General features: G+C 66.8%; 10 protein-coding genes. 5 read left to right on the forward strand and 5 right to left on the reverse strand.

Going from position 1 to position 12,472, the window contains the following annotated elements:
- The first annotated feature begins 53 nt into the window (after positions 1-53).
- Positions 54-1,838, forward strand: coding sequence for an arylsulfatase (locus tag AC58D2_RS02265; RefSeq protein WP_497386939.1), 1,785 nt, complete (start codon positions 54-56; stop codon positions 1,836-1,838).
- On the opposite strand, the gene AC58D2_RS02270 is transcribed toward AC58D2_RS02265, so the two are convergent.
- Positions 1,835-2,446 carry a TetR/AcrR family transcriptional regulator gene (locus tag AC58D2_RS02270; protein WP_497386941.1) on the reverse strand — a complete coding sequence of 204 codons (612 nt, stop codon included), beginning with the start codon at positions 2,444-2,446 and terminating at the stop codon, positions 1,835-1,837. The genes AC58D2_RS02265 and AC58D2_RS02270 overlap by 4 nt on opposite strands.
- Positions 2,447-2,572: 126 nt before the next feature.
- On the opposite strand from AC58D2_RS02270, the gene AC58D2_RS02275 reads away from it, so the two are divergent.
- Genes AC58D2_RS02275 through AC58D2_RS02285 form a run of 3 tightly spaced genes read left to right on the forward strand, consistent with a single transcriptional unit; the run spans position 2,573 to position 4,865 of the window.
- On the forward strand, positions 2,573-2,788 hold the full coding sequence (locus AC58D2_RS02275) for a hypothetical protein (protein WP_497386943.1): 216 nt from the start codon (positions 2,573-2,575) through the stop codon (positions 2,786-2,788).
- Positions 2,785-3,216 (forward strand): hypothetical protein, encoded by a 432-nt coding sequence (locus tag AC58D2_RS02280; protein ID WP_497386945.1) that lies wholly within the window; start codon positions 2,785-2,787, stop codon positions 3,214-3,216. Before AC58D2_RS02275 ends, AC58D2_RS02280 begins: the two co-directional genes overlap by 4 nt.
- 14 nt (positions 3,217-3,230) lie before the next feature.
- On the forward strand, positions 3,231-4,865 hold the full coding sequence (locus AC58D2_RS02285; protein WP_497386947.1) for a sulfatase-like hydrolase/transferase: 1,635 nt from the start codon (positions 3,231-3,233) through the stop codon (positions 4,863-4,865).
- 32 nt (positions 4,866-4,897) lie between these two features.
- Here the strand turns inward: AC58D2_RS02285 and eda are convergent, their stop codons facing one another.
- From eda to zwf, 3 genes are all read right to left on the reverse strand, one after another.
- Complete coding sequence (eda, locus tag AC58D2_RS02290) at positions 4,898-5,518, reverse strand: bifunctional 4-hydroxy-2-oxoglutarate aldolase/2-dehydro-3-deoxy-phosphogluconate aldolase (protein ID WP_497386949.1); 621 nt, start codon at positions 5,516-5,518, stop codon at positions 4,898-4,900.
- Between the two features lie 118 nt (positions 5,519-5,636).
- Positions 5,637-7,478: a phosphogluconate dehydratase gene (gene edd, locus AC58D2_RS02295; protein WP_497386951.1), complete on the reverse strand. Its 1,842-nt coding sequence runs from the start codon at positions 7,476-7,478 to the stop codon at positions 5,637-5,639.
- Between the two features lie 120 nt (positions 7,479-7,598).
- Complete coding sequence (gene zwf / locus AC58D2_RS02300; protein ID WP_497386953.1) at positions 7,599-9,062, reverse strand: glucose-6-phosphate dehydrogenase; 1,464 nt, start codon at positions 9,060-9,062, stop codon at positions 7,599-7,601.
- Positions 9,063-9,189: 127 nt separating this feature from the next.
- Between zwf and glpD the strand changes: the two genes are divergently transcribed.
- The gene (gene glpD, locus AC58D2_RS02305) at positions 9,190-10,728 is read left to right on the forward strand and encodes a glycerol-3-phosphate dehydrogenase (RefSeq protein WP_497386955.1); all 1,539 of its coding nucleotides are present in this window, start codon (positions 9,190-9,192) and stop codon (positions 10,726-10,728) included.
- A gap of 66 nt (positions 10,729-10,794) precedes the next feature.
- Here the strand turns inward: glpD and ahpF are convergent, their stop codons facing one another.
- Positions 10,795-12,378, reverse strand: a complete 1,584-nt coding sequence (gene ahpF / locus AC58D2_RS02310; RefSeq protein WP_497386957.1) for an alkyl hydroperoxide reductase subunit F — start codon at positions 12,376-12,378, stop codon at positions 10,795-10,797.
- Between the last annotated feature and the right edge of the window lie 94 nt (positions 12,379-12,472).

The raw sequence follows: 12,472 nt of genomic DNA on the forward strand, positions 1-12,472 counted from the left end.
CAGGCGGCATTTTGAAGCGAACGGTCGTCATCGCAACATGCGCTTCGCTTGCCGTGACGCCGCTTTTTGCGGCTCCGGCGGCGGCCCCCGCCTTTTCGTCCGTCGCGAAACCCGGCGCGGCGCATCATCCGAACATCGTGATCCTACTCGCCGACGACTGGGGCTTTACCGACGTCGGGGCCTTTGGTGCGCGCTATGCGACGCCGAACATCGATGCGCTGGCGAAGGTCGGCGTGCGCTTTTCCAACTTCCACGTGTCGGGATCGTGCTCGCCGACGCGCGCGATGCTCCAGACCGGGGTGATGAACCACCGCAACGGACTCGGCAACATGCCCGAGACGATCCCGCCCGAACATGTCGGCAAGCCGGGGTATGACACCGTCCTCAACCACCGCGTCGTGACGATCGGCGACATGGCGCGCGCCGCGGGCTATCGCACCTACCTCACCGGCAAGTGGCATCTTGGAAAGGATCGGGCGCGGCTTCCCGGCGCGCGCGGCTACGATCGCGCCTTCAGCCTCGCCGATGCCGGCGCCGACAATTTCGACCAGCGCCCGATCGAGGGCATGTACGACAAGGCGAACTGGTTCGAGGACGGCAAGCCCGCGAACCTGCCCAAGGACTATTATTCGTCGCGCTTCGTCGTGCAGAAGATGATCGACTATATCGACAGCGGCGCGGCGAGCGGCAAGCCGTTCCTCGCCTCGGTCAATTTCCTCGCCAACCACATCCCGGTACAGGCGCCCGACAGCGATATCGCGCGCTACGCCGCCGATTATCGCGACGGCTGGACCGCGCTGCGCATCGCGCGGGCCAAGCGCGCCGCCGCGCTGGGTATCGTGCCGGACAAGCTGCCGATGGTGACGATGGCGACGACCCCCGACTGGGCGAAGCTCGACGCCGACGAGCGCAAGGCGGCGGTGCGCGTCATGCAAGCCTATGCCGGCATGGCGACCGCGATGGACCGCGAGATCGGCCGCCTCGTCGCGCACCTCAAGGCGGCGGGGCAATATAACGACACGGTCTTCGTCTTCCTGTCCGACAACGGGCCCGAACCGACCAATCCGTACAGCAGCCTGCGCAACCGCATCTTTCTCGGGATGGAATATGACACCTCGACCGCCAATATCGGCCGCCGTAACAGCCTGAGCGCGATCGGGCCTGGCTGGGCGAGCGCGGCGGCGGCGCCGCTCTCCGGTTACAAGTTCAGTGCGGCCGAAGGGGGCCTGCGCGTCCCCCTGATCGTCGCCTGGCCGGGCAATGCCCGCATCCGCGCCGGGGTGATCAACAACGGCTTCGCACACGTCACCGACATCGTCCCGACGCTCGCCGAACTCGCGGGCCTGCCGCTGCCCGATGGGCGCTGGAACGGTCGGGCCGTCGAACCGGTGACGGGGCGCAGCCTCGTCCCGATGCTCGAGGGCCGGCCGGGGAGTGTCCACGGCGACACGCCGCTCGGCTATGAACTTTCGGGCAACGCCGCCCTGTTTCGCGGGCGTTACAAGCTGGTGCGCAACCTGCCGCCGACCGGCGATGGCCGCTGGCGCCTGTTCGACATCGCGTCCGACCCCGGCGAAACGCGCGACCTGTCACGCGACATGCCCGACCGGTTCGCCGCGATGCAGGCCGATTACCGCGCCTATGCAAAGGCGAACGGCGTGCTCGACATGCCGCCCGGCTATACTGCGGACAAACAGATCAACGCCTATGCGTGGGAACATCAGGGCAAGAAGCGCGCAATCCGGCTCGGCGCGGCGGCGGGCGGGGTGCTGATGCTGCTCGTCGCGCTCGCCTGGACGTGGCGCCGTCGCCGCAAGGCGCGCCGCACGGCGGGCTAGGGCTGCCCCTCGGGCATTGCCGCGACCAGCGCCGCGACGATGTGCGCGGTTACCGCTCCGGCATCCTCGGCGGTCAACTCCTGGTCGTGGCGCAACGTCCGCCACGTCTGAAAGGACAGCGCGACGATCAGCGCCTCGACCCGCGTTCGGTCGGTCCGCACCGCATCGGGCAGCAGGCGCAGGATCAACTCGCGTTCCAGCCGCACGACCCGCGCATATTCGGCGGTCAGGAAGACCGATTGATACCGCTTTATGTTTGCGGCGAGCCGAAAGGGCAGCATCGTTTCGAACACGCGCACCCGGCGCCGCGTCAGGTCGCGCAGGTTCTCGCGCCAGTCGGGGCTTGCATAGGGCGCGGCGACGATCGGCATGACCCGCTCGGCGATGGTCGCCGAAATCTCGGCATACAGCGAATCCATGTCGTCGAAATGGCGAAAGACGGTGCGCAGCCCCACGCCGGCCTCGTCGGCGACGCGCGCCGCACTGGGCATCAGGTCGCCGGCTTCGATCAGTTCGAGCATGGCGGCGACGATCCGCCGCCGGCTCGACCGGCTGCGCGCGCGGCGTCCGTCGCTCTCCGCTGCCTGTCTGTCGGTCTTCGATGCCATCGCTCTCCGCTGGCCCAGCGGGCCGGTCAGGTCAATGGCCCGCGTTCATAACGCTTGCGGGCCCACGCATATAATGACACATATAGTGTCATAAGTTTTCGGCGCAATCGCGCGGATGGGGTGGGGATGGACGACAGGGGCCTCTATATCGCGGCGACATGGGCGGCTGCGCTGCTCCTGTGGACGCTGTTTCGTCTTTACTACGACGGGTTGCGCCGTCCTCTGCGCGCGGAGGAGGTCGATGCTTTCCTCGCGTCGCTCGGCGACCGGATGGATGAAACGGGTAACGACGCCGCGCGCCTGCGCACCTTTCTGAAGCTGACGACGGGCGCGAATTCGTGATGCTCAACCTCGTCCGCACGCGTCCGGGCCTGATCACCGATCCCGCGAGCGGCGAAACGCTGGGCGGTGCCGAATGGCTGACCCGCTATTCGCGGCCATTCGTGCGCGCCCTTGTCCGCCGTGGTGGACATCCGGTCTTCGTCGGGCGCAAGGTCGGCGGCTACGTCGATGCCTGGAACACCCCGGCCGATCCCGGCTGGTCGCTCTTCGGCGCGATGCGCTATCGCAGCCGCCGCGACCTGGTCCGCCTGGCGAGCGACCCGGTGTTCCGGGCGGCGCATCCGGCCAAGCGTCTGGGTATAGAGACGACCTTCAGCTTTCCGTCGCGGCGCGAATTCGGTTTTCATGCCAGCCCGCGCACGACCGCCGGCCTGCTGCTCGCGCTGCTCGCCGCGTTCGGCCACATTGCGATATTGACGTTCGGGTGAGGGGGAGAGTTGCGGTGAAAAAGCGGTGGATCGCGCTTGGTGCCGGCGTTTTGATCGCGGCCGGCGGGTATCAGGCATTTCAGGCGAACAAATACCGGTTGCCGGGCCTGATCCAGGATTGGCGCAGCCCCGTGCAGGCGAACCGCCCGGTGACGTGGCAGCAGGGGCCCGCACAGGCGCCGGAGGGCAAGCGACCGCCGAACATCATCCTGATCGTCGCCGACGACCTGGGCTGGAACGACATCAGCCTGAACGGCGGCGGCGTCGCGGGCGGGATCGTCCAGACGCCGAACATCGACGCGCTCGCGCGCGGCGGGGTGAATTTCACCACCGCCTATGCCGCCAACGCGACCTGCTCGCCGTCGCGCGCGGCGATGATGACGGGACGCTATCCGACGCGCTTCGGCTTCGAATTCACGGCCGTTCCCGTCCAGTTTGCCGAAAATCTGACGCATGGCAGCGGTGTCGGGCCGTTAAAGCCCGTGTTCCACAAGGAACTGATTACCGAGGATATCCCGGACTATCCCGATATGGGCGTCCCCCCCGGCGAGGTAACCATCGCCGAAGCGGTCAAGGCGGCGGGCTATCACACGATCCACATCGGCAAATGGCATCTGGGCGAAGCGCCGCGCCTTCAGCCGCAGGCGCAGGGGTTCGACGAAAGCCTGGCGGTGCTGGCCGGCGGCGCGAAATATCTGTCTGACGACGATCCCGACACGGTCAATGCGAAGCTGCCGTGGGACCCCATCGACCGTTTCATCTGGGCCAATCTGCGTCATGCGGTGACCTTCAACGGCAGCGCGCGCTTCCATCCCAAGGGGCATATGACCGATTATTTCGCCGATCAGGCGATCCGGGCGATCGACGCGAACCGAAACCGGCCCTTCTTCATGTATCTGGCGTTCAACGCGCCGCACACGCCGTTGCAGGCCACGAAAGAGGATTATGCAAGGCTGCCGCAGATCAAGGATCGAAAGACGCGCGTCTATGGCGCGATGATCGCGCAGCTCGATCGGCGGATCGGCGACGTGATGGCCGAACTCAAGCGCACCGGACTGGACGACAATACGCTCGTCATCTTCACCAGCGATAACGGCGGGGCATGGTACAATGGCATACCGAACCTCAACGCGCCGTATCGCGGCTGGAAAGCGACCTTTTTCGAAGGAGGGATCCGGACGCCCTTCTTCATGCGCTGGCCGGGTCATATCGCGTCGGGCTCGACCCGTGGCGACACGACCGGACATATCGATATCTTCGCGACCGTCGCGGCGGCGGCGGGGGCCAAACTGCCCACCGACCGCGTGATGGACAGCCAGGACATATTGGCCGGTCCGGCGACCCGCGACGCGCTCTACTGGCGCTCGGGCGATTATCGGGCCGTGCGTGCCGGCGACTGGAAATTGCAGGTGACGAAGCGCCCCGAAAAGGCCCGCCTCTACAATCTCGCCGTCGACCCGACCGAGCAGCACGATGTCTCGGCGCAGCAGCCTCAGCGGGTCGCGGCGCTTCGCGCCATGATCGACGCGCAGAACAGGGGCATGGCAAAGCCGATCTGGCCCGGCCTGTTCGAAGGCCCGATCCGCATCGACGTCCCCCTCAATACCCCGTGGAAGGACGGGCAGGACTATATCTACTGGACCAACTAGGCGGGGTGCTCCGCCAAGCGGGGCGGGGCGATTCAGCCGCTGAGCGCCGCCGCTTCGCGTGCGAGCGCCTCGACCCGCGCGGGGTCGAGCGGTCCGGACGGCACGACCCAGCTTCCCCCGACGCACAGCACCGGGGCCAGCGCGAGCCATTCGGGGGCGGTCGCGGCGCTGATCCCGCCGGTCGGACAGAATTTGACGCCACCGAACGGCCCCGCCAGCGCCTTCAGCGCCGGTACGCCGCCGCTGGTCGCGGCGGGAAAGAATTTGAAGCTGTCGAGCCCGAGGTCGAGCCCGGCCATGATCGTAGAGGCGTTGGCGACACCGGGCAGGAAGGGGATGCCCGCGGCGACCGCGGCTTCCCCCAGACTGTCGGTCAGGCCGGGCGAAACGATGAATTCGGAACCCGCATCGATCGCGTCGTCCAGCATCTTCGCGTTCAGGACCGTGCCGGCGCCGACGACGGCGCCCGGCACCGCTTTCATCGCCTTGATCGCGTCGAGCGCGGCCGGGGTGCGCAGCGTCACTTCGAGCACGGGCAGGCCGCCGGCGACAAGCGCCTCGGCCATCGGCACCGCATCCTCGACCCGGTCGATCACGATGACGGGGATGACCGGGGCCATGCGCATGATCTGTTCGATACCGCTGTCGGACATTCTGTTTTACCTTCCTGGTCGTCCCGGCAAAGCCCGGGGTCTCATCGTTGCGTTTGCGTCCACACTACCGTCGAGATCCCGGCCTTCGCCGGAATGACGGAAAGTTAGGGTCAGGACCCTAAGTGACGGTCTCCATCGCCGCGAGGATCGCGGACCCGCCCTTTTCCGCCTCGTCGGCGTGGATACGGAACAGCGCGAACAGCTCGCGCCCGACGCCGAGCGCCGGCGGCGGCGCGGCGGCGGGCGTGCGCGCCGCCCATTCGGCGTCGTCGACCAGCGCCACGACCTCGCCTTTGCGGGCACAGACGCGCACCATATCGCCGTCGCGGAGATAGGCGACGGGACCGCTCGTTCCGTCGACGCCCGGCAGTGCCTCGGGCGACAGGTGGATCACCGCGGGCACCTTGCCGCTCGCGCCCGACATGCGACCGTCGGTCAGCAACGCGACGCGATAGCCCTTGTCCTGGAGCACGCCGAGCGCCGGGGTCAGCTTGTGCAGTTCGGGCATGCCGTTGGCACGCGGTCCCTGGAACCGGACGACGACGACGCAGTCCTGGTCGAGTTGGCCTGCCTTGAACGCGGCGATGACCTGGTTCTGGTCGTCGAAGATACGGGCCGGCGCTTCGATCGTCCAACGGTCCTTGTCGACCGCGCTCGTCTTGATGATCGCGCGTCCCAGATTTCCCGACAAGAGGCGCATCCCGCCATCGGGGGAGAAGGGCGCGGCCACCGGGCGCAGCATCGCCTCGTCGCGCGTTTCGGCGGGCGCGGCCTCCCAGTGAAGCTCGTCGTCGACGAGCAGCGGTTCACCGCTATAGTCCGCCATCTCGCCGCCGACGGTCAGGATATCGCCGTGGAGCAGCCCGGCATCGAGCAACTCGCGCACGACGAAGCCGATCCCGCCCGCCGCGTGGAAATGGTTCACGTCGCCGGCGCCGTTGGGATAGACGCGTGCGAGCAGCGGCACGACGTGGCTCAGCTCGTCGAAATCCTGCCAGTCGACGATCATTCCCGCCGCCCGCGCGATCGCGGGCAGGTGGATCGCATGGTTCGTCGACCCGCCCGTCGCGAGCAGCCCGACGATCGCGTTGACGATCGCCTTTTCGTCGATGCAGCGCGCGAGCGGGCGGTAATCGTCTCCGGCCCAGCCGATTTCGGCGAGGCGGTGGGTCGCCGCGCGAGTCAGGTGCTGGCGCAGCTTCATCCCCGGATTGACGAACGCGGCGCCGGGGATGTGCAGGCCCATCAGTTCCATCATCATCTGGTTGGAATTGGCGGTGCCGTAAAAGGTGCAGGTGCCCGCGCCGTGATAGGAGGCCGATTCGGCCTCGAGCAGGTCCTCGCGGCTCGCCTTGCCCTCGGCATAGAGCTGGCGGACGCGCACCTTTTCCTTGTTGGCGAGGCCCGACGGCATCGGCCCCGCGGGAACGAGGATCGTCGGCAAATGGCCAAAACGCAGCGCCCCGATCAGCAGGCCGGGCACGATCTTGTCGCAAATGCCGAGCAGCAGCGCGCCTTCGAACATCGCATGGCTCAGCGCGATCGCGGTGCCCTGGGCGATGGTGTCGCGGCTGAACAGCGACAGGTCCATGCCCGCCTGGCCCTGCGTCACCCCGTCGCACATCGCCGGAACGCCGCCCGCGACTTGCGCGGTCGCACCGACCTCGCGCGCCGCGATCTTGATCTGCTCGGGATAGCGGCCATAGGGCTGATGCGCCGAGAGCATGTCGTTATAGGCGGTAACGATCCCGATGTTCATCGCCGCGCCGGTCCGGATCGCCGGCTTGTCCTCGCCCGACGCCGCAAAGCCGTGCGCCAGGTTCCCGCAGGAGAGCATCCCGCGGTTGGTCCCCGCTTCGCGCTGGCGATCCATCAGCTCCAGATAGGCGGCGCGTCCCTTGCGGCTGCGCTCGATAATGCGGTCGGTGACACGCGCGACGGTGGGGTTCAGAGTTGTCATAATGGAGGATCCGCTTGTCCTGAGCGTGTCGAAGGACCGTTCTTCCTTGCTACGCCCAGGGAAAAGGACAGCCCTTCGACATGCTCGGGGCGAACGGGAAATCTGGGGTCGGGGAGCCGTTCAGTCATGCCAGCTCGCCCCGTCGCGCTCGATCAGCGCGATCGCGCTCGACGGCCCCCAGCTGCCGGCGGTGTAGTTTTGCGGCGCCAGGTCGACCGCCGTCCAGGCGTCGCGGATCGAATCGATCCATTGCCACTGCGCCTCGACCTCGTCGCGGCGGACGAACAGGGTCTGGTCGCCCTCGATGAAGTCGAGCAGCAGGCGTTCGTACGCGATCCGCCGGCGCTCGCCGGCAAAGCTGTGCGACAGCGACACGTCGAGCGTCACCTCTTTCAGCTTGACCCCCTCGCGGTCGAGCCCCGGCTGCTTCGCCATCACCTTGACCCGGATATTCTCTTCGGGCTGCAGGTTGATGATCATCATATTGGCGTCGAGCTTGCCCGACCCGGTCCGTGCGAAAATATTGTGCGGTACGGGCTTGAACTGGATCAGCACCTCCGACCGGCGCCGCGGCATCCGCTTGCCGGTGCGCAGATAAAAGGGCACGCCCTTCCAGCGCCAATTGTCGATGTACGCCTTCAGCGCGACGAAGGTTTCGGTGTTGGACGGCGCGCCGAGTTCATCGGCATAGCCCCCGACCGCTTCGCCGTTGACCGCGCCGGCGGTATATTGCCCTTTGACGCTGTGCGCCTTCACATCCTCGGCGGTCATCTTGCGCAACGACCGTAACAGCTTGACCTTCTCGTCGCGCACGGCGGTCGACGAAACGCTCGAGGGCGGCTCCATCGCGATGATCGCGAGCAGCTGGAGCATATGGTTCTGCACCATGTCCTTCAACGCGCCGACGCCGTCATAATAGGACACGCGCCCTTCCAGGCCGACGGTTTCGGCGACGGTGATCTGGACATGGTCGATCGCCTGGGCGTTCCACAGCGGCTCGAACAGCATGTTGGCAAAACGCAGCGCGAGCAGGTTCTGCACCGTTTCCTTGCCCAGATAATGATCGATGCGAAAGACGCGGTCCTCGGCAAAGGCGGTGCCGACCTGTTCATTGACCTCGCGCGACGAAGCAAGGTCGTGGCCGATCGGCTTTTCCATCGCGATCCGGCATTCGGCGCAGGCGATCCCCGCGGCGGCCAGGCCTTGCGCGATCGGGCCGAACATCGACGGCGGGGTCGACAGATAGACGCCGATCGGCCGCTCCATCCGCGGACCCAGCAGGGCGGCGAGGTCGTCGTAGCCGCTCCCCTTGCCGGCATCGACCGCGCAATAGTCGATCCGCGCGACGAAGGCGTCGATCGTTTCGGTATCGATCCGATCTTCGGCCAGATGCTCGGCCAGCGCGGCGCGCACCTGGGCGTGAAAGGCGGCGCGATCCATCTGCGAGCGTCCCGATCCGACGATCGTCAGCGTCTCGGCGAGCAGCCCGTCCATGTGAAGGTTGTAGAGCGAGGGAAAGAGCATGCGGTGGGCCAGGTCGCCCGTCGCCCCGAACAGCACCAATGTTTCGACTTTGACGCTCACGCACTCTTCCCCTTGGATATCGCCTGTGAAGTGGCCAATGCCCGCCGCGATTGCAACGCGCATACGTAAACCGCATAGCTTTGCGGCGACTGGCCTTGTCGGCCAAACATTCCTAGGAAGCAATGCGATGAACGACCCGGCGCAACCCTATGACGTCATCGTGATCGGCGGCGGCGTCAACGGCGCCGGGGTCGCGCGCGATGCCGCGGGGCGCGGCGCGCGCGTGCTGCTGCTCGAAGCGGGCGACCTGGCCGGTGGCACCTCTTCGGCGTCGACGAAGCTGATCCACGGCGGCCTTCGCTACCTCGAGCATTATGAATTTTCCCTGGTGCGAGAGGCGCTGAAGGAACGCGAGATCCTGTGGGGCATCGCGCCGCACATCATCTGGCCGATGCGGTTCGTCCTGCCCTATCGCGACGGATTGCGCCCCCGCTGGCTGCTCCGCCTGGGCCTGTTCCTCTACGACCATATCGGCGGGCGCCGGAAACTGCCCGCGACGCGCTCGATCGACCTGCGCCGGCATCCGGCCGGCGCGCCGCTCGAATCGCGCTATGTCCACGGCTTCGAATATTCCGATGGCTGGGTCGACGACGCGCGCCTCGTCCTGCTCAACGCGCGCGACGCGGCGGACAAGGGCGCGCGCATCCGCACCCGCACCCGGGCCGACGCGATGCGCGTCGAAAACGGGCTGTGGGTGGTCGACGGGGTCGGTCCGGGTGGCCGCGCCTATCGCTTCACCGGGCGCGCGCTCGTCAATGCGGCGGGTCCCGGCGTGATCGACGTGCTGCACCGCGCATCGGTGCCGCCCGACTATGGCATGCGGCTGGTGCGCGGTTCGCATATCGTCGTGCGGCGGATCTTCGACCACGACTATGCCTATTTCTTCCAGCTTCCCGACGGGCGCATCTTCTTCGCCATCCCCTATGAACGCGACTTCACGCTGATCGGCACCACCGACGCCGACCATGACGGCCCGCTGGGCGACGTCCATGCGAGTGCAGAGGAAATCGCCTATCTGTGCGAAGGAGCGAACCAGTATTTCCGCGCCGCGATCACCCCCGCCGACGTCGTGTGGACCTATTCGGGGGTGCGCCCGCTGGTCGAGGACGGTTCGGGCAAGCCCGAAGCGGCGACGCGCGGATACCGGATCGACCTCGACAGCGACGAAGGGGCGCCCCTGCTCACCATCTATGGCGGCAAGATCACCAGCTATCGCCATGTCGCCGAAGAGGCGGTCGACGCGCTCGCCGATGTCGTGCCCGCGCTGACGGGCAAACGCTGGACCGGCCGGGCTCCGCTTCCCGGTGGCGATTTTCCGACCGACGGCGCCGCGGCGCTGGTGGCCGGATATCGGCTCGCTCATCCCTTCCTGCCCGCCGCGACCGTCGACCGCATCGTCAAGGCCTATGGCACCGAGGCGCGGCACTGGCTCCGTGACGCGCAGGACTGGGACGCGCTCGGCGGCGAGATCGCGCACGGGCTCAGCGTTGCAGAGGTCGAGTGGATGATCGACCGCGAATGGGCGCGGACGACCGACGACATCTTGTGGCGGCGCAGCAAGCTGGGGCTGCATTTCACCGAGGTGGAGGTGGGGCGGTTGGCCGAGTGCATCGGGGCGATTGGAACGAAGCCGGCACAGCCCGAACAATCGTCTCCCCGGACTTGATCCGGGGTCCATTCGACGGCCGCTGCAAAGGGATGCCGGATCAAATCCGGCATGACCGGGAAGATATCAAGCCGCTTCGGCTTCGGCCTCCGCGGGCAGGCGGATCATATAGTCGAACGCCGCCAGCGCCGCCTTCGACCCTTCGCCCATCGCGATGACGATCTGCTTATAGGGTACTGTCGTACAATCGCCCGCCGCGAAGATGCCCGGCTGGCTCGTTTCCCCGCGATGGTCGACCTCGATCTCTCCGCGGCCCGACAGTGCGACCGCGCCCGCCAACCATTCGGTGTTGGGAACCAGCCCGATCTGCACGAACACGCCTTCCAGCTCGATCTGGTGCGGGGTGTCCCTGTTGCGGTCCTTATAGGCAAGGCCGGTGACCTTGCTGCCGTCGCCAAGCACTTCGGTGGTCAGGGCGGAGGTGATGATCTTGACGTTGGGCAGGCTCGCGAGCTTGCGTTGCAGCACGGCGTCGGCGCGCAGTTCGCTATCGAATTCGATCAGGGTGACGTGCGCGACGATGCCCGCAAGGTCGATCGCCGCCTCGACGCCCGAATTGCCGCCGCCGATCACCGCGACGCGCTTGCCCTTGTAGAGCGGGCCGTCGCAATGCGGGCAATAGGCCACGCCCTTGTTGCGATACTGCTCCTCGCCGGGGACGCCCATCTGGCGCCACCGCGCGCCGGTCGACAGGATCAGCGTGCGCGCCTTCAACGACGCGCCGTTGGCGAGCCTGACCTCGTGCAGCCCGCCTTCGCGCGATGCCGGGACCAGCTTTTCGGCGCGCTGCAGGTTCATGATGTCCACGTCATATTCCTTGACATGGCTTTCCAGCTGCGCGGCGAGCTTGGGGCCTTCGGTGTGTGCGACCGAGATGAAATTTTCGATTCCCATCGTGTCGAGCACCTGCCCGCCGAAACGTTCGGCGGCGACGCCGGTGCGAATGCCCTTGCGCGCGGCGTAAATCGCCGCTGCCGCGCCGGCGGGACCGCCGCCGACGACGAGCACGTCGAACGGATCCTTGGCGGCGATCCTTTCGGCGGCCTTCGCTTCGGCGCCGCTGTCGAGCCTGGCGAGGATCTGTTCCAGCTCCATGCGGCCCTGGCCGAAAGCCTCGCCGTTCAGGAACACCGTCGGCACCGCCATGACCTTGCGGTCCTCGACTTCGGTCTGGAACAGGCCGCCGTCGATCGCGGTGTGGGTGATGCGCGGGTTGACGACGCTCATCAGGTTCAGCGCCTGCACCAGGTCGGGGCAGTTCTGGCACGAAAGCGAGAAATAGGTTTCGAAATGATAGTCGCCGTCGAGTGCGGCGATCTGGTCGATCACCTCGGGCGCGGTCTTGGGGGGATGCCCCCCGACCTGCAGCAACGCGAGGACGAGCGAGGTGAATTCATGGCCGAGCGGGATGCCGGCGAAGCGCACCGCGACATCCTGGTCGCCTGCGCGGCGGATCAGGAAGCTCGGGCGGCGGGCGTCGTCGTCGCTGCGCCGGGTGCTCACCTTGTCCGACAGCGACGCGATTTCGTCGAGCAGCTCGGCCAGTTCCATCGACTTCGCGCCGTCATCGAGCGACGAGACGAGTTCGATCGGCTCGCGGATGTTCGCGAGATAGGACGCAAGCTGTTGCTTCAGATTGGCGTCGAGCATGGGGAGAGCTCCTGCTGTGTCGATAGAAGGTAGGTGTATCCCCGCAAAGGCGGGGATCCATCTCCTGATGGTGCGAAATTGCGCCGGCCGGTGA

It is taken from the genome of Sphingopyxis sp. CR5, assembly GCF_059693785.1.